The organism is Aidingimonas lacisalsi, from assembly GCF_008079445.1.
GTDB lineage: Bacteria > Pseudomonadota > Gammaproteobacteria > Pseudomonadales > Halomonadaceae > Aidingimonas > Aidingimonas lacisalsi.
This window is the reverse complement of the sequence record NZ_VRYH01000001.1, coordinates 478,804-502,970: the sequence shown is the minus strand read 5'-3', so window position 1 is coordinate 502,970 and position 24,167 is coordinate 478,804. Positions and strand designations below refer to the sequence as shown.

Genomic DNA, 24,167 nt, shown 5'->3' with positions numbered 1-24,167 from the left:
AACTCAAGGAACCCGCCGCCCAGCGGCGGGCCGGGATAAGAAGTCGCTTTACTGGCCGGATTGCCCCGCCTGCTGCATCGGTGACAATGTGACCTCGACCCGACGGTTTTGCGCCCGCCCCTGATCGGTCTCATTGCTCGCCACCGGCTGGCTCTCGCCGTAACCAGCCATGCTCAAACGGCTGGCATTGACGCCGCCTTGTTGCAGATACCCGCCAACCGCTTCGGCCCGACGTTCCGACAGACGCTGGTTATACGCCTCGGAACCGGTGCTGTCAGTATGGCCGGCAATATTGATTCGCGTCTCAGGATACTGTCGCAACACGTCGGTGACATCGTCCAGGGCACGGCGAGCTTCACTGGTCAGTTCACTGGAATCGAATGCAAAGGTAACGCTGTCGGGCATATTGAGAGTAATGTCATCCCCGGTGCGTTCGACACCAATACCAGTCCCCTGCATCCGCTCACGCAATTCAGCTTCCTGACGATCCATGTAGGCACCGATACCGCCCCCGGCTGCCGCCCCAACGGCAGCGCCAATGAGCGCGCGATCGCGTCGACTGGAGCTGCCATCGCCACTGAGGGCGCCGGCAACTGCACCGACAGCAGCACCGATACCGGCACCGGTCCCGGTATTATTGCGACGCGTTTCCCCGGTATTGGGATCCGTGGTAGCGCAACCTGCCACGATGACGGCAGCGGCAAGGGGGCTAATGAAGCGCACGAACTTGGGCATCATACAATCACTCCTTGAAAAAACGGGACGACCCCGGCATCAGTCATCGCTGATCGATGCCAGGACGTCATTCAAGAATAATAGACCCTGGGGGGTGGCTTGAAGCCATTCGGCATCTTGCACAAGAAGTCCTTTTTTGCGTAACGATGACAGATGCGTTTCGAGGTCGCTGACTGGACGCCCGGTATGCGCTTCCCATGTCGACATTGGCACGCCGTCTATCAGTCTCAAGGCATTCATGGCAAATTCCAGGGGCAGTGAAACAGGCAAGACCGGTTCTCGACCAGCGACGAAACCGCGCGGATCCTGGCGACGACGTAGATACGCTTCAGGCTGGCGAGTCTTCCAACGCCGCTCGATATCGAACTCTCCCTCAGCGGACAACGCGCTCAATTTGCCATGAGCCCCCGCCCCGATGCCTAGATAGTCGCCGAACATCCAGTAGTTGAGGTTGTGTTGCGCCATTCGACCGCTACGTGCGTAAGCCGATATCTCATACTGACGGAACCCGGCGGCATCCAGGCGCTCCTGACCGGCTTCCTGAATATCCCCAAGTAGATCATCCGAAGGCAGCGTTGGCGGACTGGAGTAGAATTCGGTGTTGGGTTCAAGCGTCAATTGATACCAGGAGAGATGCTCGGGCGTTAACGACAACGCCGTCTCCAGATCGGCCAGCGCTGACGCCACATCCTGACCTGGCAGTCCATGCATCAGATCGATGTTGAGGTTATCGAATCCGGCTTGCCGGGCAGACTGCACGGCCCGACAAGCGTCGTCCGCTCCATGGATTCGGCCCAGAACCGTGAGTTGCTCGGCCTGAAAGCTCTGCACACCGAGAGATAGCCGATTGATCCCTGCTTGACGAAAACCCTGGAACCGCCCCTGCTCGATTGCTCCCGGGTTGGCTTCCAGGGTGATCTCTATATCATCCGCGAAAGGGAGGCGTTCCCTGAGCTCATCCAGAAACTGCCGATAGAATCCCGGCGACATCAAGCTGGGTGTTCCACCACCGATAAACAGACTTTTCAGCTCGCGCGGCGATGCCAACGCCAGATCGTCATCCAGATCGGTCAACAGTGCCTGCAGGTAAGCCTCTTCAGGAAGCTCCGCCTGATGACCCACGCCATGGGAATTGAAATCGCAATAGGGGCACTTGCGGACGCACCAGGGTACATGGACGTAAAGCGCCAGGGGAGGTAAGAATCGATCAGGCAGACTCATAATGTATCAGCACCACCGTTCCAGTAACGCTTGCATCGCACGACCACGATGGCTAAGCCGATTCTTCTCGTCCGACGACAGTTCTGCTGCACTCATCCCCGACTCGCCGACCCAGAACAGCGGGTCATAGCCGAAGCCACCATCACCACGAGGATGTGCCAGGATTTCGCCCTCCCAATGGCGTTGGACGATAAGAGGCACCGGATCCTCGGCATGACGTAGATAGACCAGTACACACCAATAACGCCCACTGCGCTGCCCTTCCGGTACGTCAGCCATGGCAGTCAGCAGTTTGTCATTGTTGGCATCGTCGCTGGAGGGTTCACCTGCGTAACGGGCTGAATAAATTCCCGGAGCACCGTTCAGGGCGTCCACCTCCAGGCCGGAATCGTCGGCAAGCGCAGGCAGGCCGCTGACCCGGCATGCTTGACGCGCCTTGAGAAGCGCATTCTCGACAAAGGTGAGTCCGCTTTCTTCGACATTGGGTACGTCGAAATCGCGCTGAGAAACGACCTCAACCCCCAGTGGCGACAATAACTTATTGAATTCATTTATTTTTCCAGTGTTCCCACTGGCCAATACCAATGTATTATTTCCCGGCATTTCCATCATCCTCGCTATGGGGCCGCCTATTCTACGCTTTCAAAAGAACGCTGAGAATTTTCATGTAAAACATAAGGTTCTACCACACCCTCGCCAGAACATGAGAGCGGTATGATTTAGCTCATACTTAGGGATCAAGAATCTAAATTTACAAAAGTTAAAGTATTAATGTTTTTATTAACCTGCTTACTTATTCCTGCAATAAATAAATAACATGATGCATATTCATGATTTATATAGTATTTTTATACTAATAAAGTAAAACATGAAAAGCCAGACAAAAAGAATTAATTTTACCTGTAACTTAACTTTACATATCTGGTCTTTGGATTAAAGTTAGAGAGAGGGGCTTTCCTAACACTGTCATACCGTTGACGCATCGCGTTTCCCATAAGAAAGGAGCAGGGTCATGGATCAAGCTAAGGGGTCGGTGCTTCTCGTCACCGATGCGAATCCCCAATCTCAGCTGTTCATCGATTACATTCATCAGCAATTACAATGCCCAGTCGCCGTCAAGGGATTGCATGAGAACCACGAACTGCACGAGGAAGAAACGACCCTCGTGCTCATGGATGCCGACCATGTCGATGACGAGACCCTCCAGCAGTGGTATTACCATACCCTGGAGGGGTCCGATATGTACCTGGCGGCCTTCAACCTGCGCGACGAAGATCATGCAGCCGATGTGCTGGCCAAATTTCATCTGCAGGGCGTCTTCTACCGCAGCGACAGCCTGATGCTGATCTGCAAGGGAATCAGCAAACTGCTCGAAGGCGACCTGTGGATATCCCGTTCGCTGATGACACGTCTGATCGACTTCTACCGACGCCAGCAACGCAACGCTTATCGACCGATTTGTGGCTTGACGCACCGAGAGTTGGAGATCATCGGGTTGCTCGGCTCCGGAGCGTCCAACTCAGAAATTGCCGAACGGCTGTTCGTCAGTGAACACACGGTCAAATCACATCTCTACAACGTGTTTCGCAAAATCAAGGTACACAACCGTATCCAGGCAATGAACTGGGCAAGGCAAAACCTGGGCGCCATGCCTATCAACCTGGCGACAAAGGTCGATGACGATAACCACTCGTCCATAAGGCATTGAGTGGTGTGCATGCCGACGTCATGAACACTGTTCAATCAGTATGCCAATAATGCCGGGAACATGAGAAGAGACTTATGGAAGTTGCAAAACGACTGTTGTTCGTAGGTGCTCCACACCATCATACCCCACCGATCATCAATGATATGGTCCAGCGTGGATGGTCAATTCAATGTGCCGACGACACCTTCGAAGCCAACGAACTGATCCACTCAAATCCTTGTGATGTCGGATTGATGTACGTCGACTTCTGCCAACAACATCATCATAAGGACGCCGAGAAGTTGGTGATGTCCCACCCCATGGAGTGGGTCGCATTGGTCGATGACATGGCATTGAGTGATCACTATAGCTGTCGCGCATTAAGCCAGCTTTTCTATGCCTATCATACCTTGCCCATGGACGTAGGCCAGGTCGATTGTCTGCTCAACCACGCGCTCGCCATGGCCAGGCTGAACCCCATTCTCGGCAAAGACAGCCAACTCGGTTCCGAAGACTACGAAATGGTTGGCACGACGCCAGAGATGCACAAGCTCTTCGAGATGATTCGCCGAGTGGCGGCTGTCGATGCCCCAGTGTTCATCAGCGGCGAGTCCGGAACCGGCAAGGAGTTGGCCGCCCATGCCATTCACGAGCGATCAGCCCGCGCCCAAGGGCCGTTCGTGGCCGTCAATTGCGGCGCACTGCCTTCGAACTTGATCCAAGCGGAACTCTTCGGCCACGAAAAAGGTGCCTTCACCGGTGCGACACAACGCAAGATCGGACGAATCGAGTCAGCCTCCGGCGGTACGCTATTCCTCGATGAGATTGGCGATCTACCTTTGGATATGCAAGTCAATCTCTTACGCTTTCTTCAGGATCACCAGATTCAGCGACTCGGCGGCCTGAAGGAGATCAATGTCGATGTTCGTATATTGGCCGCGACCCATGTCGACCTGGAAGCTGCGGTGCGTGAAGGGCGTTTTCGTGAAGATCTATACCATCGGCTCAATGTTCTTCAGATCAATGTGCCACCGTTACGCGAGCGCCAGGAAGATATCGAAGTCCTCGCACGTTTTTTCTTCGATAAGTTCGCCAATGAGAAACCGGTACAACTGCGTGGCTTCAGCCAGGAAACCCTGGCACTCATGCGGCAGTACGACTGGCCAGGTAATATCCGCGAACTCATCAACCGAGTGCGTCGAGCCATGGTGATGTGTGAACGGCGTCTGATCCGTCCTGCCGACATGGGACTCGAACGGCGCTTGAACAGCCGGGAAATCCTGACACTGGAACAAGCTCGTGATGCCGCAGAACGCGAGGCTTTGATCGCTGCCTTGGCACGAAACAAGTTCAAGGTACAGAACGCTGCCAAGGAACTCGGTGTGTCGCGAGTCACACTGTACCGCTTGATCGATAAACACCAGATCACCCGGAATGAAACGCCTGACATCAAACATTGAGCCGCTCTGCTTACGCATGAGCGGCTCAACACGGCATCCTGATACAGGTGTGAACGCCGCTAGAACTGGAAGGGCATCCGGAACGAGACCGTCAAGTCCGAGGCATCGTCGGTCAAGCCAACCGCCACGTTGGTGACCAGTGAGGTATCGTCGCTCAGCGCATAGGTGGCGCCGAAATTCATGGTGCCTACATTGGCATCACTCCCCACGATCTCTTCGGTAACCCCGTTCTGGGTCGTCTCGGATTTGAAGCTGTGTTGGTGCGCGTAGGACATCGACAAGCTCAACCGCTCATTCAGGGCAAACGCTGTGCCAAATCCCAGGTTGAAGGAATCACCCAGCTCGACATCACCCGGTTGATTGCCTTCCGCGGCATCGATATCGCCAAAACTCTCTTCGAAATTATACGTGTAGCCAGCGTTGGCAAAGAGAATGGCAGGATCGACCGTCTTGAGCACCGAGAAGCCCGTGGAAACGGCCCAGACGCCATTACCCGTCGGCAATTCAGTCGGAATCTCTATATTACCTTCACTGCCTTCCACTCGACGTGTCGGGATACCGAAGGGATCGTTTCCTGTCGGCGCACGGACACCAAAATTCCAGACCAGATCGGGGCGTTGCGCGGTTTCATTCAACAACCGGTAATTAAGTGAGGCACTGATATCCCCCAATCCGGCCTCGCTCACGGAATCCTCGACATTGGGGTCATCTTCACCCGCACCACCCCCTCCGGTGCTCTCATAGGTACTGCTGCGATACAGGAACGGGAAATTGAGTTCGAATTCCAGGCGCTCGGTTACCCCGTAACGAAAGTTGAGATCGAACGTGGTGATATGGCTCGAGACGGTATCGACATCGATTTCCCCCAGGAAAATGGCATCCAGCGCCAGGAAACCACTCAGAGCCAACTGGCTACGATCCGAATAGGCATAACTGATCCCGGGTTCGATCGTCAGTCGATCCGAGAACAGCGCATGTTCCTCACGGAGCACATTCTGGACGCTTTGCGTGGGGCCGGCCTCCCTGACAACCTCCCCGTCTCCATCGCCCCCCGGCGATACATCCCCTTGAGCCCAGGCTGATGTGGCCCACGCACTACCCACACACAATGTGACAGCGGTGAGATACGGCTTGAGACTCAGTTGAGGATCGGCAACCTTGGTCATTCGCATTATCCACTCCCCTGACTATCGATTCCCTGGGTTGTTGATGGTATTCGATGGGCTGAGACTGAATCCTGTCGAGCAGAATTCCGACACTTTCCCGATCACTGCATTACCGTTTTGTTGTTCATGAACGTCTGATGCACTAGGCAGTGTAGTCGACAGAAATGTCGGCGCGTTGACGTCAATATCACGGAACATCAACAATGCAGAAAAAGTGGCCGTCTCACGTAACTTACGGAGACAGCCACCATAAAAAAATAGCAACCTGATTGCGAAACCGATGTCGGTCCGGTCAACGTCGTAGGCCGCGTGCCGAATCCAGTGCACGCTTGAGCTGGGAGCCTGACGCGTTACCCAGTGCCTGCTTCACCCCGACTTGTAACCGTGTCACGTTTCGCACCTGCTGCAAATCGCTGTTGAGTTGCACCGACTGATGCAACCCCTGCCCCGATCGGAGCTGCTGCTTGATACGGCCCTGGCCTGGCACGTCGATACCGACTTCCATACCGCGTCCATTCTGTCGAACTCTCAGATTGGCTGTACCGGTATTCAGAGACGTTTCACCATTGCCGGAAACTCGTCCGCCACGCGCCGCATTCGCAAATGTCTGGATATCGAGTTCGAATTCGTTGGCAGCAGCGTTGCCATCACCGGCCGCCTGTATGGTTTGCACGACGCCACGCGCATTGCCACTGCCGAGGTCGTTATAGCTCAAATTCGCATTATTATTTCCTTTCGCTGTCACCTTATCGCTATCGATAGACGTGGCTGTAATATGTGGTTTGAAACTGGCTTTGCCTTTGATCAGATCGGCATGGAGATTGGCGCCCGCTTTCAGACTATCACCTCCCGCGGTGCGGAATTCACTCTCCATACTGACGCCGAAGAACATGACACTTTTGCCATCGATGAAACGGCCGCGCATACCGGCCAATTCGTCATCGCTGAGTTGACGGGAATCAGCCAACGCCGATACATCGGTCGTCGCGGCCCGTCCGTCTGTCGGTTGTCCAACGCCCCCTAATACAACGACAACGCCCAGTGCACCGTACCAACGCTTATCCACCCAGTGCCTGATCATATTTACCCCCTTGAATGCGCCCTTGTTGATGTCGTTATCCGCAGGCACCTCGCTCAGAAGAAGTCGGCATGGCGAAATCCGAAATCGAGAAGATCCTGTTCGGGAACCGGGGCAAACACATCGGTCAGCCGTCGCGCCGTCAGCGGTTGATCCGGATCGAGTAGAGGTGTCTGCGTATCGAACCCTTCGCCTACCACGGCAAAGATGATGTTGTTCCAGGCTTCGAGGAAGGCATCGCGCTCCATGACCCGATTGCCCAACGCCGGATCGCCGACATAGACCCGGTCATCACTGGCTTTCTTCATCACCACGAAATGTTTGTAGCCATCGATATCGAGCAGCACGATAACGGGAATCGCCACCTCGTCCAGCGTCTCGGTGTCGACTTCGTAACCGCGGCCACGATATCCCAGGCTATCGACATAATTCTTGAGGTCGAGCAGGGAAAAGCCGCGCTCCATCACCACCTCGGGATCGGCGATTTCAAGCATTCCCTCAAGCACGTCATTTTCAGTGACTTCCGGCTTGCCATAGGCGTAACGAAGCAGAGTCGCCAGCGAGGCGGCGCCACAGGAGAAATCCGTTTCCTGTTCCACCAGGGTGTCGAACTTCCGCTCGCGCATCGACTGCACATCCTTGTTGATCACGGTACCCGATACCACATTGCCCAGACGCACGTTGGCCGCCTGGACATCGGATATTCCCGCTGCCAGCAGGCAGCCAGCGCCAACCAGAACAGACAACATGCGAGTCATTATCGAAGGAAACATCAGTGCTCTCCCACAGGCTCGTTGGAGTGGAAAACCGGCCCCATCCGGGGCCGGTTCACATCACCGACTAGCCGCGGTCACTCAGAACCACCACCCGTTCCGGCGGCAATGGAGAGCGAGTTACGCTGCATGTTGTTGTTGCCGGCAGCCACGTTGACCCCGATATTGCCCGAAGCATCGCGGAGCGCGTTACCGTTCAGCTTGGCATCGTTGGTCTGCATCCGAGAGACCGTGGTGGTGACGGTCTCACTACCGGAGACAGCCGCCGCAAGCGCCCCAGCGCTGGCTTCTGCACCGGCACCGACTTTCAGTCCATAACCAACGCTTGCACCTGCACCAGCTTCGGCAGACGCTCCCGCAATGGCTGCTACGCCATTATATTGAGAGGTTTCCGTGGTCTCGATTTCCCCGGGTCCATTGAAGCTGGTGTTATCGCTGGTCGATTGCACGCCGGCCGATGTGGCATCGGCTGATCCATTGCTGGTGTTGACGGACGCCGACAAGCTGTTCTGCTGGGCGTTACCGACCCCGGCGGCACTGTTGAGACCGATATTGCCTGTGGCGCCGCGCAGCGCATTGCCACCTGCGCCGGCATCGTTATCGGTACCCTTGTTGACCACCGTGTTGTCGTCAGAGGACTGTACCGAGAATGCGGCCGACTGGGCGAATACCGTATTCGCGTCGGATGCCGCCAAGGCCGCATCATTGGCCTGTTGGTTGTTGTCGCCGGCCGCACTGTTGATGCCGATATTGCCGCTGGCATTTCGACCGGCATCACCGCCTACTCGCGCATCGTTTTCCACCAGGTCGTTGAGCACGAAATTGTCTTCCGACAATTGCTTGCTATCGACCGTGGCACCCGCGTAGTTGGGATCCAGTATCAGGGCGCCGCCCCATACCTTGATCTTCTTATCGGTTTCCGCTTCATGCTCGATTTCGACTTCGACTTCATTACTGAACTCAGAGTCGATTTCACTATCGGTATCGAAACCACCGTTATACCCATCCGCCATCGCATAGGGCGCCATCATCAAGGTAGCGATAGCCAGTGCCAGCGGAGTTTTCGTCAATGTTTTCATGATCTTTCTCCTGAATGAACCTTGGTTCAACGTTGTTTATTCCGGCAGACTACTCACCGCCCCCAGGCCCCACACGGAGACTGAAGCTGTTACTGGTGGTATTGCCGTTTCCGGCTGACTGGTTCGTCTGGATAATTCCTGCCGCCCCCGAGAAGGCTGTCTTGTCGATCGTGACCTTACGCTTCGAGGAATCGGAACTAACCAGATCGGCCGTCAGTCCCTGCTGATCGGACAGCACCTGACCCATACTGCTCTCGCTCAGTGCACTGCCCCTGATGCCCAGAGCCATGCTGACTGCATTGCCCTGCACATTCGCTTGCCCCGCCGCCTGATTGGTCGAAATCCAGCCTTTGGCATGGCTGAATGCTCGACCCTCGATCGAGACGTTGTCTCGGCCAGGAACGGAGCCTTTGTCCAGTGTGGATTGCTGAATGATATGGTTACTCACGGAAGCGGTATCACCGATGGAAATCGCTCCCGAATTACTCTGAAGATTGTTGGTTCCCGCTGCACTATTGGTGGTAACTACACCCCGTACTCCACTCAACGCTTCACCACTGATGACACTGCTATTCGCCTGCGGTAGATGCCTGAAGACCCCGTCATCTCCTGATGCGTTATTCATTACGAACGTCATGAAAACCAGCGGTGACATTGCCAGTAACACTCTCCGCAAACGGCCAGTTTTGTTTGATATTTCGTTTCCAAAGATTGTGTTTCCAGCCATGACGCTCACCTTTTACTCTGGGTCGTAATGGAGTTGTTCTGGATATTTCCCTGACCCATGGAGTGATTGGATCCCTTGCTCGAACCACCACCTTTGCCGACATGGCCTTCATCCCAAAGAATGACGCCGTCAGCCGTGCCTTTTTCGAGCTCGGAAGACGGGGTGTAACGGCCGCGCACCTGGCTCAAGGTGTCACTATCAATGGTTGTGTTCATCTCCAGTGACCTGAATGTGCCGGGCAAGCTTTCTCCGCCGTTACCCCCGAAGTCATTGCCACTTTCGAAAGCGACATGATCGGCCAAACCATGGTGGTTGTTATTGCTATATGACGATGACTGATGCGAGACCGTGGTGTAGGCAACGGCTATGGTGTCGTTATCTCCCTGCAACTCCCCTGCCCAGCTGACAGCCGGTCCCCACGCCAGGATCAATGCAGTCGCGATATACTGGCAGCGCGTTGCGATTGGCCTGAGCGGTAAAACCGATGTGGAGTGTGTAAAGCCGTTCATGATCTCTATCCTCAGTGTCGTCACATAACACTGAGCAATTGCCATGCCAACTTTTATCTTATTGATTTTAATGCATTTTAAATAGAATCAACGAGAAGGAGAGTGTATAGCTGATGAGACATCCGCTCATATTGTTGCCGAATGTAAATTAAACAATAGGAAAAGAAACCTTCTATGACAGGGTCTGCAGCCTTATGGAAAGAGAGTGAAACATTTTTGATACAAAAACGATCGGGATCGCACGAAAAGTAATGTAACTATTTGATATTCAACAGGTTATCAAAATTCTCTCTTGTGTATATCCAATTTCCCTTCTGTATTTTCGTATATTCCTTTATTAAGATATACATATTCCTGATGAAAATTAGTGGCTCAGAATAATAATAAATCATCAATTTTGGTCATTTTTTCAATGAAAACACCCTACCATTTTAATTCAATGAAATTGTTGGTCCATAAACCATACTAAAATCCCATAAAACAAAACTTTACAAAAGATGACTGGGTAACCAGTATTACTATCGCATCAATGAAATCCGATATTACCAACCGCTTTCCATAAATTGGAAAACGACATAAAACACAGAACTAGGCGCTGTCTGAAAAGTCGGCGAGCGAAGGACAGACAAGGCAAAAAATCGGCGAAAGCGCGGAGTTTACACGTTGTAAATTGGCATCTTGAGCCGATTTTTAACGCCGTATGGGTAAGCGAAGGCACTTTTCAGACAATGCCTAGACCTGATCACACTCATTGTGAAGGTTAAGCTTTTCAATGCCATAAGGGGGGCTCATGCATGCATTGAAGAGATTACTTTATGTTGGGAATCGTATTGAGGCCAACCGTCTCATCCTTGTCGATACGGCACTGAAGCTCTTTGAGGTCAGTCACTATCCTCGTATCACTATGCCATCGGACCGATTGATAGCCAATCATTTCGATATTGGTATCATCGATATGGGATCTTTGTGTGAATCAGGATACAGAGACATTGAGGAATTGATAGATGCTAGCTGCATAGAATGGATTGCCTTAATAGACAATGATTATCTAAGAAATGAAAATAATAGATTGATAATAAAAACACTTTTTTATGCTTACCATATACTTCCTGGCAATGGAAAGGCCCTTTGTGTTCTTCTTAACCATGCAGCATCGATGAAACGTACTGCCAGATCAGCATCATCTACGCGAGTACTTCACTACCTTCAGCATGCCGCCCCCCCCTTTTACGGCTCTGCTCCCAGCATGAGACGAGTTCTGCAAAGTATCCATAAAGTGGCAATCATTCATGCACCAGTGATGATCATCGGTGAATCCGGTACGGGCAAAGAACTGGTCGCTCGTACCATCCACGCCATGTCAGCCAGAGCCGACAAACCTTTCATCACCATCAATTGTGGCGCTTTACCGGCCCAGCTCATTCAAGCTGAGCTTTTTGGACATGAGAAAGGCGCATTCACTGATGCGCACTGTCGCCGTATCGGACGACTTGAAAGTGCCGATGGTGGCACGCTGTTTCTGGATGAGATCGGTGATCTCCCACGCGACTTGCAAGTCAACCTGCTTCGCTTTCTGGAAGACCATCGGATACGGCGCCTTGGTAGCGTCCAGGAAGTCATGGTCGATACACGCATCATTTCCGCCACTCATGTTGACCTGCTCACCGCGATCAAGGCTCACCGGTTTCGAGAAGATCTCTATCATCGCCTCAACGTCATCCAGTTGGATATTCCACCACTGCGCGAACGGCGGGAAGACCTGGAAACCATGGCTCAAGGATTCTTTCGCGAGTTTAGCCCAGAGAAAGCTGCTGGCGTTCACGGGTTCAGCGAGAACGCCCTCGAGGCGATTGCCCAGCACGATTGGCCGGGTAATGTCCGTGAACTCATCAATCGTATCCGGCGCGCAATGGTGATGTGTGAACACCACCTGATCGAGCCAGAGGATCTAGGCCTTGAAGGCCGATTGATTGAGGGAAAACCCATTGCCGCCACTCTGGAAGCCGCTCGCGATAATGCTGAAATTGCCGTTGTAGAGGCAGCATTGCAACGGCATAACTACAAGATCGTACCTACGGCTCGCGAACTAGGGATTTCCAGAATCACTCTTTACCGATTATTGGAGAAGCATCGTATCGAGTGGCACCGAAAAACTCTCAACGGTGTGACGGTATTTCCTTTATCCCCGCTGAAGGACTCGAGCTCCCGAAAGCATTGAGCATAGGAGGACCATCGCCAGGCCGACAACGTAATAATGTCATGCATCATTCAACATTCAACAAGGGGTCTCAGGGGAGACAACGACATGAACTCAAAAATCCTCACAAGCATGACCGGGCTGAGCCTTCTTCTTCTGGCCAGTCAAGTGCTGGCTCAGGATGCCAATAACCGGAATTCTGCAGAGCAGCAACCCGTAGGACAAGCACCCGAAATTCAGCAAGAACAACCCGAAATTCAGGCCATTCCCGATATCGGTGGTGTTCTTACTCCCAAAGGGCGTCTTGTCATCGAACCGGAAATACAATACTCCCATGCCAGCGTCAATAGGCTCACATTTCGCGGTATCGAAATATTGAGTACCTTTTTGATCGGCGTATTCGAAGCCGAAGACGCCGACCGAGATACCATGACGGCCTCGGTAACTGGTCGCTTGGGAGTCACCGACCGGCTGGAACTGGAGCTGAAAGTACCTTATGTCTACCGCGACGACACACTCTATGCCACGGTTCCCGATGCACAAGGATTCAGTACAGATAGAAGCCTGACGGGAAACGGGCTAGGAGATATCGAGATCGCCGCCCACTATCAAATGAATCGAGGCCAGGATGGCTGGCCATATTTCATTGGCAATCTCAGATATAAATCGACGACCGGCGAGGGACCTTTCGATATCCGCCGCGATGCGGACGGCATCGAACGCGAATTGGCGACGGGCTCTGGTTTTCACTCGATCGAACCTAGCCTGACGCTTCTGTTTCCCTCGGACCCGGCCGTCTACTTTGCCAATTTTGGCTATCTTTACAATATGAAGGACGATATCGATGAACCGGTAGGTGATCTCTTCGTCGGTGAAGTTGACCCGGGAGACGCCGTTCGTGTGAGTTTTGGCATGGCTTATTCCATCAACGAACGTTCGTCGTTCACACTTGGGTACAAGAACGATTTCATCAATAAAACCAAGACCCGTTTCACTGACGATGATGGCAATAGTGTTAGTACTCAATCCAGCACCCTGAATGTCGGTTCACTGCTTCTGGGCTGGTCCTATCAGCTTTCACAGGATACATCGGTCAATCTGGGACTGGAGCTTGGAGTCACTGATGATGCACCCGACACCATGTTGACACTACGGATTCCGTTTGGCATGAACGTCTTTTAATGGGAGGCACGCCGAACTGGAATAGACAGTCCAAGACCGGTATTGCCAGCAACTCATAGACAAAGGGCAAGCGATATCTCGCTTGCCCTGAAGGAGGTGAGATCAGAGCATGCCATCTAGAACAATGAGTTCATGATGACTGAACGCTGCTGGGCATCGCGCAGCGAATTGACATTATTGAGCTTCACATCAAGGTTCATGTACTGCCGGATATCCCGGTCAGATGCGTTGCTCACGACTGAGCTCATGATAGCATCACGAGTGACGTTATGCAGTGCTGCCGAAAAACCCTTGGGATCATTGAGAGTGACGCCACTGAATTCATTCAATCCCGGTAATGCCACGTTGGCTGGCAATACATTTTCCAATGAGCTCCCGCTACCTTGACCAACCCGGATCAATTGCTGATTCGCTTGAAATCCCATATCATTCAAGGTTTCCGATACCACACTAGTGCCTGCTTGAGTGATGCTAAGCACGGTTTCATAGCGAATATTATCGATTTGTGTTCTTAATCTGGCTCCGAAATCGACATCCAATCCCGCGATATTGAAACCACCACGCATACCCTCCAATTCGGACGCATCGATAACCGGCTGCTGAGAAAATGCCAGAGGCTCAGCCATGGGTGCGTCAACTTCAGGCACGAATGGGTCAATTGCCATCTCAGCGACAAAGCCCGCCGGTGTTGTCGAAGATATGAAAAAACACAGCCATGCCAGCGGCCAGATCGTTCTTCGCTTTACTATTCGCGAGTCCCTTCTAACTCCGGCTTGCCATTCACCAGTCGAAACGTTCATGGTCATCGTCCCCAATGAGGCTATTATTTGCCCATCTCGTTATCACCGGGTAGACCGAGTAAGGCGCTACCCACACCGGAACGCCTCATACCCTGCTTTAACGGCGAATCGGGGCGGATACGCCAATCATCTTCGTGATTGAAGTGAAGCTGAGCAAGTTCCATTTCGCGCCTGGCTCCAAGCACCGTACCGTCCCACAGCTTTCTGAAGTGCTCCTTAGGCACAACGACAGTACCTACTGCCGGATCGCCAACCAGAACACGATCTTCATCCATGCCTTTGATCACCACGAAATGTTTGTAACCGCCGGTATTGATTAACGTGATGGCAGGGACCCCGATGCGTATAAAATCGTCCAGCTCGATGCGGAAACCGTCCGAATCAAGATTCTGAGCATCCAGGTAGCGCTTCATATCAAGCATTGAAAATCCATGCTGTTGTATTTTCTCCTTATCGCCACTAGCGAACATGAGATCGAAGACTTCCGCTTCGGAAGTTTCGCGATCGTAATGATAGGTAAGTAGCGTCGCGACGGCAGCGGATCCGCAACTATAGTCATACTGCTGAGGCACAACACGATCCCAACGCAATTCAACCAGACTTTTGCTGGGAACCTGAAACGAGCCGAAGGAACCGGCAATGTTGACAGAACCAGCATAGGCTGAAGAAACGTTCATCATTTGAAATGATGCAGTCAGCACCGTCGCCGCCATAATTCCGGTAATCAGTTTCTTCATATCAATTACTCATCACTCAGCCATGTAGATACTTACTCCAACACCACTATTGACAGCATTATTATTGCCGGTAACCAGGTTGAATAACCCGATCCCACCAAAATTTTCTAGTGCCTGAGCCTCGATGGTGATTGCACCACTGCGTATAGTATCGGCATAAAAGCTGCTATGACTCACGCTAGCATCAAGATTTTGAATGCTTTGAACATTTGTCAGATTAACGAACCCTTCTTTCCCTCTCAGGGTTTCAAGAATGTCGCCATCAATTTTTTCGACAGTATCGAATCCTCGGGCAGTTGAAGATGGGAGTTCTTCTGCAAGAATAGGCGAAACGGCAAGACCCACCAGCGTGACGATCCCAATCAGCTGCAGCGACAAACGGTCGAATCTTTTCATGATGAACTGCTCCTGTGCCGACGCACTAAAGATCGATCGAATAAGGGTTGGCGGACAATGCCGCCAACCCATGATTACCGCTTTATAGCCGTATCAAACACTCATCAATTGCCAATGTTGACGTTGCTATGTGCCGCAACGTTGCTGGCAGCCAACTGAGAGTTATAGATACCGGTGGACAAGTTCATGTTGGCGATACCCCCGAAGGTTCCGGAGCCTGCTGACATACTGGCAGTTCCGGTTGCCAACGTTGCATTGCCGCCATTGCCGCCGTTACCACCGTTGCCACCATTGCCGGCAGCCGCCATGGCATCGCCACTGGTGCCGGTGCCACCACCGCCGCCGCCGCCATTACCGTTAGCGCTACCTCCAGTTCCTGCTGTTGCGTTACCGCCATTACCGCCATCACCGGCAGTCCCCGTACCGGAACCGCTGCCAGTACCACTACCGGCACCACCGGTACCGCCTGCTGCTGCTGATGAAGCCGTGGCATCACCGCCAGTGGCCGCCCCGCCAGTCGCATTATTGTCATCATCCTCGACGACAGCCGCTAGACCAGCCAAGGTTGCGTTGTTGGCATAGGTGTCATCATTCTCGGCGTCAGCGTCACCACCCTGACCAGCGCCTAGTCCGAGACCGAGACCAGTACCATCACCGCCATCGTCACCATCGCCTGCCTTGGCGTAGGACTTACCGCCATCACCCCCTTCACCTTTACCGCCTTCACCACCAACACCGACTCCGACAGAGGCAGCAAACGCATCGCCACCATCATCGCCGGCCCCCCCCATGGCTCCATCACCTGCCGTGATATATACCCTGGAGCCGGTGACTTGGGATTCCAGGTCCTGATAGGCAATGACTTCGGTGATGGTGTTGTAGGATTCACTCATGGCCCAGGCATCGCCACCGCGTCCAGTAGCACCGCCGGCACCACCCGCACCGCCAGTCCCTGTTCCACTGGTGGCTGTACCCGCCGCGGTCTGTGTTCCAGCGTTATCGTCGTCGTCGACCTCATCCAGATAATTCTTGGCTTTGACGGAAGCGTCACTGGAGCCATCACCACCGCTACCACCCAGCGAAAAACCACTGTCTCCGCCTGTTGCTGCCGCTGTCGATGTCAGATTATTTGATTGATCGCCACTATCATCCGTGCCGATCTGCTTGTTGAAGGGGTTGGCACTGGCAGTGGAAATCGCCATGACCAAGGCCAACATCGTTGTTCCCGCTAGTACATACTTCTTCATGGTGAATCTCCCTTATCATGCATGATTTATTCATTTCGCCCATGAAAATCGTACTTTCTGGCATCATCAGAGAAGTCATCACCGATATCAGTGACAAACATCCACTGATATACAGTGTCTTTTCATGGTAACAAGATGGGGCATGATATATGCCAAAATGGCTTCAAGGGATAAAAACCATTAATAATCAATATATTGGGAACAAACAAAAAGGAAGGATAAGAGCACGGTCTGGACAAAAACCATAATCATGTTTCAGCAACGATACACAATTTTCGCGAAATACTATTGCTATTTTGTCTTCTCGTTAGCGAACAATCAGTTACCCGAAAACACAACGTAATTTATTTGTTACATCATGAGTTGAACGGTGCGTATCTCAGTCCAGTCGCATATGCGTCTGAATCAAGCTCACTAAATTATCGGTAGCATTGTCGGCTGTCGTATCAAGATGAATCAGTCTACGTCGCTCGTCGTCACCAAAAGGCTCACGTTCGGCAAGCTGATGCTCCAGAATCGCCAGCCCGCTCATCGAGGAATCATCAATACCTCGCGAGCGTTTTTGAATACGGGAACGAAGCGTGGCCTCATCCGCTTCGAAGCTGACAATGATCACCGGCAAGCCTCGCCCTTCTGCCTGCCAGGCAAGCAGATCACGTTGCTGGCGTTTCAGACAAGTCGCATCGATACAAACGGGTAATCCCGATTCCAGAAGAATGCCCGTCAATTCAGCGAGACGTCGATAGGTACGTTGCGTATTTCTGGGTCCATAGAGATTGGCATCAATCGTCTCTTTCGCTTCGTCAGACTCACAGCCGAACAAGCGCATTCGCTCGACATCGGAACGCAGTCGAATACCGCCTAGACGTCGAATTGTCTCACCAGTGAAGCGGCTCTTCCCACTTCCCGATACCCCGGCGCCGATCAACAGATAGGGGAAACGGAATTCACTGTCACTTTCCGCTAGTGCCAGATAGTCACGACAACGTTCGTATTGCAAGGGCCCGATTCCCTGCGTCCCAGCCTCCTGGAGGATACCTCTGGCACGCTCCAGGGCACGATAGACCTTGAAGTAGTCTAATACTCTGGCTAGATCATAATCTCCCGAGAGTTCCAGGTAACGATTCAAAGCATGTCGTGCCAACGGGCGTTCGCCTCGAGCTTCCAGTTCAACCAGCAGACCTGCCAGATCGCCACCCACATCGATCCAAGGCTCCCGATCCAACGCAGCGACCCGATCAAAGGACCAGGCAACGCCATCATGATCGACATGGCGACAGCGAAAATCCTGGGGTATCTTACGTACGCTTCCCTGCTCATAGCGTATTGATAACACAGCTCGTAAACGAGCAAACGCCTCCGCAGCCCAGGTTCGCAACAAGGCCAGGCGGTGCAATTCAGAAGCATCTTGAAGCTGGGGCAGGATCCGCTCGAACTCCAGCTCGATATTATCCCGAACGGACTCAACACGAGTCTCCATGGACCCAGGCAATGCCGTTTCCGCACATTCATGGAAATCAACCAGTTGAACGATCAGCTCATCGACCAGTTCGCGAGAGAATTGCCCGCCGGCCTGCCATGCACTGAATAAGCGGCGAGGACTCAACTGGTACATTTTTACCGCATACTCGATGGGGGCGGAGTCATCGCCCAAGCGAGGCGACTCAGGGGTGCCGGAGATAGGCACTACGCTTAAACGATGATGGGGTGCAACGCGTCGACTGAGTCGTACCTCTCGTTCACAAAGAGATCGACGCTGTTCCAGGGTCGAGCGATCAATGACGTTACCCAGGGTCAGAGGTTTGCTGACCTTGTAGGCATAATCCCCTGTCAACAATACCCACGCCATCGGCGTCTCGAGACATTCGACTTCTTGCACCGAGGGCTCGTAACACGCTGGATGACTCAGCGCCTGAATCAACGCATCGCTCACCGTTTCCCTCCTGACCACCCGGTTGATCACCCGCTATTCTGTCAAGTTCGACCCAGACTATCGAATACCTTCTCAGCCCCATCCAATGTCTTCTGGATGTCTTCCGGCGTATGCGCACTTGACATGAAACCGGCCTCGAAGGGGGACGGTGCCAGATAAACGCCCTGATCGAGCATTCGCGAAAAGAAGCGACGAAACATCTCAGCATCGCAAGCCGCTACCTGCGCGAAATTGTCGACGCTCGTCTGGTGAGTAAAGAAGACTCCGAACATGCCGCCAACATGCTGCGTTATCATATCCACTCCTGCCGCCTGGGCACGAGCTTCGAGTCCGGAACACAGGGTATCGACACGCTGGGCCAGCGCATCATGAAAACCGGGCTCACGAATCTTGTTCAAAAGCGTTATGCCTGCAGCCATGGCCAGCGGGTTACCAGCCAGTGTTCCAGCCTGGTAAACCGGACCCAACGGAGATATCCAGGACATGATTTCGCGACTGCCGCCGAATGCCCCCACCGGCATGCCGCCACCGACGATCTTGCCCAGACACGTCAGATCCGGCATCACGCCATAATGAGCTTGCGCTCCCCCCAAGGCGACACGGAATCCAGTCATCACCTCATCGAAAACCAGCAAACTGCCATGTTCGTTGCAGACACGTCGCAGCCCCTGCAAGAAATCCGGCGAAGGAGGAATGCAATTCATGTTGCCGGCTACCGGCTCGACGATGATGCAGGCCACCTGATCGCCAATCTCCTCGAAACAGGCTTCCACGGCTTCGATGTCATTATACGACAGGGTCACGGTATGCTCAGCCAACGACGCTGGAATACCGGGAGAGCTGGGTTCACCGTGGGTCAGTGCTCCGGAACCGGCCTTGACCAGCAGCGAGTCGGTATGACCATGGTAATTGCCCTCGAACTTGACGATTTTATCGCGACCGGTATAGCCACGGGCCAAACGCACGGCGGACATGGTGGCCTCGGTACCGGAGTTGACCATGCGAACCATCTCGATGGTCGGGATCAATTCACAGATCGACTCAGCCATGGTGGTTTCGATGGCCGTCGGCGTCCCGAAGGAGAGACCGTCGTCAAGCCTGTCACGGACGGCAGCGAGTACCTCCGGGTCGGCATGGCCGGTGATCATCGGTCCCCAGGAGCCGACATAATCGACATAATGGTTGCTTTCCACATCGAATAGATAGGCTCCTTGAGAACGCTCGATGAACCGGGGCGCCCGATCCATGCCCTTGAAGGCACGTACCGGAGAATTGACTCCCCCTGGAATGTAACGACATGCCTGTTCGAACAGCTCAGCGGATGTGGTCATGAAGGCCCTCATGCATCAAGAATCTTGATGACAAGCTGTGGATAACCCTTTGGATAACAGCTAGCCACCTTGTGGATAGGTAATGAAACGGTAACGCCATCGGTCACGATGCGCATGCTCTATTCATGGTCAGGTGCAAATCGCGGGTTGTCCAGCCGTTGATTCAGCCATGCGACACGCGTTCGTGGATCTTCATGGCGGAACACACTACCGACCATGGCAAGCAGGTCGGCCCCGGCTCTCCTGGCCATCATCATATTTTCTGCCCCGATCCCCCCAATCGCGACTCGCGGTAAACCAAAGACCGCCGCTTTCTCAAGACACTCGAGTCTCGCAGACGGCGCTTCCGGTTTGGTGGATGAAGCGAAGAAGCGACCGAATGCGAGATAACTGGCACCTTCCCGGGAGGCTTGTTTCGCCAGATCCAGACTGTCATGGCAGGTGGAACCAATAATGGCATCGGGTCCAAGCCTTGCACGTGCCTCACCTATCGCGCCATCCTCCTGCCCCAGGTGCAAACCGACGTGTCGATACCCTGCGCAACGCAATCGCCATGCCAGCTCAAGGTCATCATTGATGATCAACGGTACACCATGCCCACGACATAGAGCGGCCAGACCCTGTGACTGACGCCAGCGTTTATCCGGATCAGATGACTTGTCACGGTATTGCAGCAACGCCAGTCCGCCCTCCAGTGCCGCTTCGCAGGCTGAAAATAGCGTGTGGTCGTCGGGCAACAGGTGACTATCGGTAATGGCGTAGATACCTTGCTTCCAGTGGAGCTCCATGCGTTCACTCCATTGAAAACGGATGGGTGGAGTGGCGCCACAGACGACGGGGAAAACACTGGCCATCGCCCGGACGCCAACCATGGCGCAAGGATTGCCAAGTATAGGACTGGGCCTGCTCACAGGCTTGAATCAAGCTCTCGCCGGATGCCAACCGTACGGCCAAAGACGCGGCCAGGGTACACCCGGAACCATGAAAATGATCGGGAAGTCTTGGCCAGTGCCATTGCCTGCCGTTGTCCGGTGTATGCAAGGTGTGCATCACGCATTCGGACGAGGTGTTGGGTAATGGCTCATCGGTCGCGGTAACCAAGACAGCCTGGCACCCCAACGACAGTAGCGCTACAGCACGATCCGTGTCGTTATCCCAACTGTCGCCGGCCAGACATGCTAATTCATAACGGTTGGGCGTCAGGATATCCACAAGGGGGAGCAACCGATCACGACAAGCATCGATCAATTCGGTTGTGTATAACTCTGTGCCGCCTCCACTTTTCAAGACCGGATCCAGGACCAGAGGGACACCGGGATAACGTTGGATGATATCCACAACCGCATCCAATGCATCGAGGCTAGCAATCAACCCCACTTTGATAGCCGCTACCGAAAAATCATCGAGCACCGATGCCATGGCGCGCATGTCATCACCTCGACAAGGGAGGACACGCTGCACATCGTCACCGTTCTGAACGGTCAACGCCGTGGGAATGGTCAGTGCCCATCCACCACAAGCGGCAATGGCTTCACTATCGGCAGTCAAGCCCGCACCACCACTCGGATCATGGCCGGCCAAGACCAGAACGACCGGTAACTGTTGAGAAGATAGCGATATCTGGCTCATCAGAATGGCTTGACCACAGCAAGAATGACGATCGCCAGCAGGACGATCACCGGTGCTTCATTGAACCAGCGAAAATAGACATGGCTTTTGGTACAGGTACCTGACGCCAATTTTTTCATGTACGCCAGACACATATGATGATAGCCGACCAGCAGTACCACGAGTGCCAGCTTGGCATGGAGCCAGCCTTGACTCATGAAACCGGGAACTAGGTATAACAACGCAATTCCAAGGCCGATCACGGCCAGCATCGACGGTACCATGATACCGCGATACAGCTTGCGCTCCATGATGCGGAAATAATCGATCGCTTTGATGTCGTCATTGTCACGAGCCATGGCGTGATAAACGAACAAGCGGGGTAGGTAGAACATGGCAGCGAACCACGTAACGACGGCGACCAGATGCAACGCTTTGATCCACAGGTACATGCAAGCTCCTTACAGACGCGACATCAGAGGGTATCGCGATAATAGTGTTCGATGGCATCACGTGTAATGATACCGGAAATACGTTGGGCTTTCGGGGCCTGCCAATCGGCGACATACAGAGCATTTACGGCATCCTTGTCGAGCCGGGCCAAGGCTTCGGTCAAGGTGGCTTCAGCATGAATCGGCGCCATGTCCAGTCGTACACCCGGAACTTCCAGCAAGTCCAATCGGCCGTAAGCATGAGGTTCCAACGTATGATCGAGCAAGGCTCTGGCTAGATCGGCGGCTTTAAGTGCCAAGGTAGGCTTATCGTCGTTGGATCGCAGTATCACGATCCAGGATGGCTTGCCTTCCAGTAAAGCCTTGGCCTCGTCGAGTGCCACCATTCGCTGGGTACATATCAGACGTCGTTCCATGACCGCCGGTACCGAAACCCTGGACAATGCCTGCATGAGCGGTTGCTGGAGGGGATGAACCCCTTGTTGAATCATGCTGATATAGAAACCTTGGCAGTGCAGTTGTCGTGCCGTCAGTCCGGAAATCACGACCGCCAGCATCCCCGGCAGAATGATATTGGGATTGTGGGTCAGCTCCAGCAAGGCCATCAACGCGGCCAGCGGAGCCTGCAAAACGGCACCTAGCATGGCAGCCATGCCAAGCATCGCATACAAGGAAGGATCGGCAGCCATGGCTGGCCATATCCAGCCTCCAAAAAGACCGCATAATGCTCCCGCGGCTGCCCCCGAGACCAATACCGGTCCGATGATACCGATCGGAATACCGCAGGCGATGGTTAGTGCCGACAATATCAACTTGGCGATCATCAATGCGATCAGCACATCCAATGCAAGTTCGCCATTCAAGGATAAAGCCAGACTGTCATAGCCGATGCCCTGCACCTCGGGATACCACCAGGCGATGGTTGCAGTCGCCAAACCGACCAAGCTCAGCTTGAACCAGACCGGCCAGCCAGCCAGCCGTTGATTACCCTGAGCGAGATGGACGAAACCACCGGCCAGCAATCCAATGAACAACGCCGAGACCACTATCCATGGAAGATTGGACAGGGAGCCCAAACTAACGCTGGGTACCTGGAACGCTGGTTCGCTTCCGTAAACCAACTGGGCGATCACGGCCCCCATGGTCGATGCCAGGATTACCGGCATGAAGCCGGCGATCGTGTACTCCATCATGACCACTTCCATGGCGAAAATGACACCGGCAATCGGCGTATTGAACGATGCCGAAATCCCGGCAGCGGTTCCACAAGCCACCAATACCCGCAAGCTGTTGTGTGGTAACCGGAACTTTTCACCGATACCGCTAGCGGCAGCGGCTCCAAGGTGGATCGCTGGTCCCTCGCGTCCCGCCGATAGTCCGCCGAGTACCGTGACAACCCCAACCCAGAACTGATTGAGCCAGTTGCGAAACGGAAAGCGTCCCTGATGATATGTCAACCGCTCGATGACGTGAGCCACGCCCATCTTGCGAGCCGCCGCCGGTTGACGCCATAGACCTATACCGATCACGGCAACCGCCAACAGCGGCAGCAAGGCACGAATCTCCGGAGACAACAACTCGAAATCCTCGGAATCGCCTCCGGGCATGAACAGTATCCCGCCAAGATCCAGGGTCAGGCGAAAAGCCACCATCAACCCGCCGGTGACGATACCCGCCGCCAGGCCAAGTAAGCAAAGTTGCGGCAAAGCGTCGACACTGGCCAACTGACGGCGAAACCGTCTGAGGCTGAAATCAGGTTTAGGCAATCGCGGCACATACCCCCCTATCATGGGAAGTCACTGATACATGCCAAGATTCATGAGTCGATACGACGACAGACAGCATGGAA

General features: G+C 53.6%; 23 protein-coding genes. 4 read left to right on the top strand and 19 right to left on the bottom strand.

The annotated features are described in order from the left end of the window. Positions 1–48 precede the first annotated feature (48 nt). From FVV99_RS02235 to rdgB, 3 genes are read right to left on the bottom strand one after another with little or no spacing between them, the layout of a single operon-like run. The gene (locus tag FVV99_RS02235) at positions 49–735 is read right to left on the bottom strand and encodes an OmpA family protein (protein ID WP_148252610.1); all 687 of its coding nucleotides are present in this window, start codon (positions 733–735) and stop codon (positions 49–51) included. 39 nt (positions 736–774) lie between these two features. Continuing rightward, on the bottom strand, positions 775–1,956 hold the full coding sequence (hemW, locus tag FVV99_RS02230) for a radical SAM family heme chaperone HemW (protein ID WP_148252387.1): 1,182 nt from the start codon (positions 1,954–1,956) through the stop codon (positions 775–777). Between the two features lie 6 nt (positions 1,957–1,962). Beyond that, positions 1,963–2,559 carry an RdgB/HAM1 family non-canonical purine NTP pyrophosphatase gene (gene rdgB, locus FVV99_RS02225; protein WP_148252386.1) on the bottom strand — a complete coding sequence of 199 codons (597 nt, stop codon included), beginning with the start codon at positions 2,557–2,559 and terminating at the stop codon, positions 1,963–1,965. 409 nt (positions 2,560–2,968) lie between these two features. On the opposite strand from rdgB, the gene FVV99_RS02220 reads away from it, so the two are divergent. Both FVV99_RS02220 and FVV99_RS02215 read left to right on the top strand, forming a co-directional pair. After that, positions 2,969–3,664, top strand: coding sequence for a LuxR C-terminal-related transcriptional regulator (locus FVV99_RS02220; protein ID WP_148252385.1), 696 nt, complete (start codon positions 2,969–2,971; stop codon positions 3,662–3,664). A 74-nt stretch (positions 3,665–3,738) separates the two neighbouring features. After that, positions 3,739–5,103, top strand: coding sequence for a sigma-54 dependent transcriptional regulator (locus FVV99_RS02215; protein ID WP_148252384.1), 1,365 nt, complete (start codon positions 3,739–3,741; stop codon positions 5,101–5,103). Positions 5,104–5,162: 59 nt separating this feature from the next. Here FVV99_RS02215 and FVV99_RS02210 read toward each other — a convergent pair whose 3' ends face one another. The 6 genes from FVV99_RS02210 to FVV99_RS02185 all read right to left on the bottom strand — a co-directional run bounded on the left by FVV99_RS02210 (position 5,163) and on the right by FVV99_RS02185 (position 10,435). Next, complete coding sequence (locus FVV99_RS02210) at positions 5,163–6,275, bottom strand: transporter (RefSeq protein WP_236645268.1); 1,113 nt, start codon at positions 6,273–6,275, stop codon at positions 5,163–5,165. A 286-nt stretch (positions 6,276–6,561) separates the two neighbouring features. Further along, entirely contained in the window at positions 6,562–7,350 is a 789-nt protein-coding gene (locus FVV99_RS02205) for a hypothetical protein (protein WP_148252383.1), read from the bottom strand. Positions 7,351–7,403: 53 nt separating this feature from the next. Next, the gene (locus FVV99_RS02200) at positions 7,404–8,120 is read right to left on the bottom strand and encodes a C39 family peptidase (RefSeq protein WP_236645267.1); all 717 of its coding nucleotides are present in this window, start codon (positions 8,118–8,120) and stop codon (positions 7,404–7,406) included. A gap of 77 nt (positions 8,121–8,197) precedes the next feature. Beyond that, on the bottom strand, positions 8,198–9,199 hold the full coding sequence (locus FVV99_RS02195; RefSeq protein WP_148252382.1) for a hypothetical protein: 1,002 nt from the start codon (positions 9,197–9,199) through the stop codon (positions 8,198–8,200). A 49-nt stretch (positions 9,200–9,248) separates the two neighbouring features. Further along, positions 9,249–9,824 carry a hypothetical protein gene (locus FVV99_RS02190; RefSeq protein WP_148252381.1) on the bottom strand — a complete coding sequence of 192 codons (576 nt, stop codon included), beginning with the start codon at positions 9,822–9,824 and terminating at the stop codon, positions 9,249–9,251. 107 nt (positions 9,825–9,931) lie between these two features. Beyond that, entirely contained in the window at positions 9,932–10,435 is a 504-nt protein-coding gene (locus tag FVV99_RS02185; protein WP_148252380.1) for a hypothetical protein, read from the bottom strand. 790 nt (positions 10,436–11,225) lie between these two features. Here FVV99_RS02185 and FVV99_RS02180 point away from each other — a divergent pair. Continuing rightward, positions 11,226–12,653, top strand: coding sequence for a sigma-54 interaction domain-containing protein (locus tag FVV99_RS02180; RefSeq protein ID WP_236645266.1), 1,428 nt, complete (start codon positions 11,226–11,228; stop codon positions 12,651–12,653). Positions 12,654–12,689: 36 nt separating this feature from the next. Further along, positions 12,690–13,814 (top strand): transporter, encoded by a 1,125-nt coding sequence (locus tag FVV99_RS02175; RefSeq protein ID WP_236645265.1) that lies wholly within the window; start codon positions 12,690–12,692, stop codon positions 13,812–13,814. 116 nt (positions 13,815–13,930) lie between these two features. On the opposite strand, the gene FVV99_RS02170 is transcribed toward FVV99_RS02175, so the two are convergent. The 10 genes from FVV99_RS02170 to FVV99_RS02125 all read right to left on the bottom strand — a co-directional run bounded on the left by FVV99_RS02170 (position 13,931) and on the right by FVV99_RS02125 (position 24,093). Then, entirely contained in the window at positions 13,931–14,614 is a 684-nt protein-coding gene (locus FVV99_RS02170; protein WP_148252379.1) for a hypothetical protein, read from the bottom strand. A 23-nt stretch (positions 14,615–14,637) separates the two neighbouring features. Further along, complete coding sequence (locus FVV99_RS02165) at positions 14,638–15,351, bottom strand: C39 family peptidase (protein WP_148252378.1); 714 nt, start codon at positions 15,349–15,351, stop codon at positions 14,638–14,640. A 12-nt stretch (positions 15,352–15,363) separates the two neighbouring features. Beyond that, on the bottom strand, positions 15,364–15,747 hold the full coding sequence (locus FVV99_RS02160) for a hypothetical protein (RefSeq protein WP_148252377.1): 384 nt from the start codon (positions 15,745–15,747) through the stop codon (positions 15,364–15,366). Positions 15,748–15,851: 104 nt separating this feature from the next. Further along, entirely contained in the window at positions 15,852–16,994 is a 1,143-nt protein-coding gene (locus FVV99_RS02155; RefSeq protein ID WP_148252376.1) for a hypothetical protein, read from the bottom strand. Between the two features lie 379 nt (positions 16,995–17,373). Next, positions 17,374–18,927 carry an AAA family ATPase gene (locus FVV99_RS02150; RefSeq protein ID WP_148252375.1) on the bottom strand — a complete coding sequence of 518 codons (1,554 nt, stop codon included), beginning with the start codon at positions 18,925–18,927 and terminating at the stop codon, positions 17,374–17,376. A 41-nt stretch (positions 18,928–18,968) separates the two neighbouring features. Next, a complete protein-coding gene (gene hemL, locus FVV99_RS02145; RefSeq protein ID WP_148252374.1) occupies positions 18,969–20,258 on the bottom strand; it encodes a glutamate-1-semialdehyde 2,1-aminomutase in 1,290 nt (429 codons plus the stop codon). Positions 20,259–20,377: 119 nt separating this feature from the next. Beyond that, complete coding sequence (gene thiE, locus FVV99_RS02140) at positions 20,378–21,046, bottom strand: thiamine phosphate synthase (RefSeq protein ID WP_148252373.1); 669 nt, start codon at positions 21,044–21,046, stop codon at positions 20,378–20,380. Between the two features lie 4 nt (positions 21,047–21,050). Next, on the bottom strand, positions 21,051–21,887 hold the full coding sequence (thiD, locus tag FVV99_RS02135) for a bifunctional hydroxymethylpyrimidine kinase/phosphomethylpyrimidine kinase (protein WP_148252372.1): 837 nt from the start codon (positions 21,885–21,887) through the stop codon (positions 21,051–21,053). Then, a complete protein-coding gene (hemJ, locus tag FVV99_RS02130; RefSeq protein WP_148252371.1) occupies positions 21,887–22,318 on the bottom strand; it encodes a protoporphyrinogen oxidase HemJ in 432 nt (143 codons plus the stop codon). The genes thiD and hemJ overlap by 1 nt, the downstream gene beginning before the upstream one ends. A 23-nt stretch (positions 22,319–22,341) precedes the next feature. Further along, positions 22,342–24,093 carry a chloride channel protein gene (locus FVV99_RS02125; protein ID WP_148252370.1) on the bottom strand — a complete coding sequence of 584 codons (1,752 nt, stop codon included), beginning with the start codon at positions 24,091–24,093 and terminating at the stop codon, positions 22,342–22,344. Positions 24,094–24,167: the final 74 nt, after the last annotated feature.

What these genes read in the sequence shown, in the direction of transcription:
- FVV99_RS02170 (WP_148252379.1), bottom strand. Translation starts at nt 14,614, where the DNA reads ATGAACGTTTCGACTGGTGAATGGCAAGCCGGAGTTAGAAGGGACTCG.
- FVV99_RS02200 (WP_236645267.1), bottom strand. Translation starts at nt 8,120, where the DNA reads ATGTTTCCTTCGATAATGACTCGCATGTTGTCTGTTCTGGTTGGCGCT.
- FVV99_RS02155 (WP_148252376.1), bottom strand. Translation starts at nt 16,994, where the DNA reads ATGAAGAAGTATGTACTAGCGGGAACAACGATGTTGGCCTTGGTCATG.
- FVV99_RS02235 (WP_148252610.1), bottom strand. Translation starts at nt 735, where the DNA reads ATGCCCAAGTTCGTGCGCTTCATTAGCCCCCTTGCCGCTGCCGTCATC.
- FVV99_RS02160 (WP_148252377.1), bottom strand. Translation starts at nt 15,747, where the DNA reads ATGAAAAGATTCGACCGTTTGTCGCTGCAGCTGATTGGGATCGTCACG.
- FVV99_RS02165 (WP_148252378.1), bottom strand. Translation starts at nt 15,351, where the DNA reads ATGAAGAAACTGATTACCGGAATTATGGCGGCGACGGTGCTGACTGCA.
- FVV99_RS02210 (WP_236645268.1), bottom strand. Translation starts at nt 6,275, where the DNA reads ATGCGAATGACCAAGGTTGCCGATCCTCAACTGAGTCTCAAGCCGTAT.
- FVV99_RS02215 (WP_148252384.1), top strand. Translation starts at nt 3,739, where the DNA reads ATGGAAGTTGCAAAACGACTGTTGTTCGTAGGTGCTCCACACCATCAT.
- rdgB (WP_148252386.1), bottom strand. Translation starts at nt 2,559, where the DNA reads ATGCCGGGAAATAATACATTGGTATTGGCCAGTGGGAACACTGGAAAA.
- thiE (WP_148252373.1), bottom strand. Translation starts at nt 21,046, where the DNA reads ATGGAGCTCCACTGGAAGCAAGGTATCTACGCCATTACCGATAGTCAC.
- FVV99_RS02220 (WP_148252385.1), top strand. Translation starts at nt 2,969, where the DNA reads ATGGATCAAGCTAAGGGGTCGGTGCTTCTCGTCACCGATGCGAATCCC.
- hemW (WP_148252387.1), bottom strand. Translation starts at nt 1,956, where the DNA reads ATGAGTCTGCCTGATCGATTCTTACCTCCCCTGGCGCTTTACGTCCAT.
- FVV99_RS02195 (WP_148252382.1), bottom strand. Translation starts at nt 9,199, where the DNA reads ATGAAAACATTGACGAAAACTCCGCTGGCACTGGCTATCGCTACCTTG.
- FVV99_RS02175 (WP_236645265.1), top strand. Translation starts at nt 12,690, where the DNA reads ATGTCATGCATCATTCAACATTCAACAAGGGGTCTCAGGGGAGACAAC.
- FVV99_RS02180 (WP_236645266.1), top strand. Translation starts at nt 11,226, where the DNA reads ATGCATGCATTGAAGAGATTACTTTATGTTGGGAATCGTATTGAGGCC.
- thiD (WP_148252372.1), bottom strand. Translation starts at nt 21,887, where the DNA reads ATGAGCCAGATATCGCTATCTTCTCAACAGTTACCGGTCGTTCTGGTC.
- hemL (WP_148252374.1), bottom strand. Translation starts at nt 20,258, where the DNA reads ATGACCACATCCGCTGAGCTGTTCGAACAGGCATGTCGTTACATTCCA.
- FVV99_RS02205 (WP_148252383.1), bottom strand. Translation starts at nt 7,350, where the DNA reads ATGATCAGGCACTGGGTGGATAAGCGTTGGTACGGTGCACTGGGCGTT.
- FVV99_RS02185 (WP_148252380.1), bottom strand. Translation starts at nt 10,435, where the DNA reads ATGAACGGCTTTACACACTCCACATCGGTTTTACCGCTCAGGCCAATC.
- hemJ (WP_148252371.1), bottom strand. Translation starts at nt 22,318, where the DNA reads ATGTACCTGTGGATCAAAGCGTTGCATCTGGTCGCCGTCGTTACGTGG.
- FVV99_RS02190 (WP_148252381.1), bottom strand. Translation starts at nt 9,824, where the DNA reads ATGAATAACGCATCAGGAGATGACGGGGTCTTCAGGCATCTACCGCAG.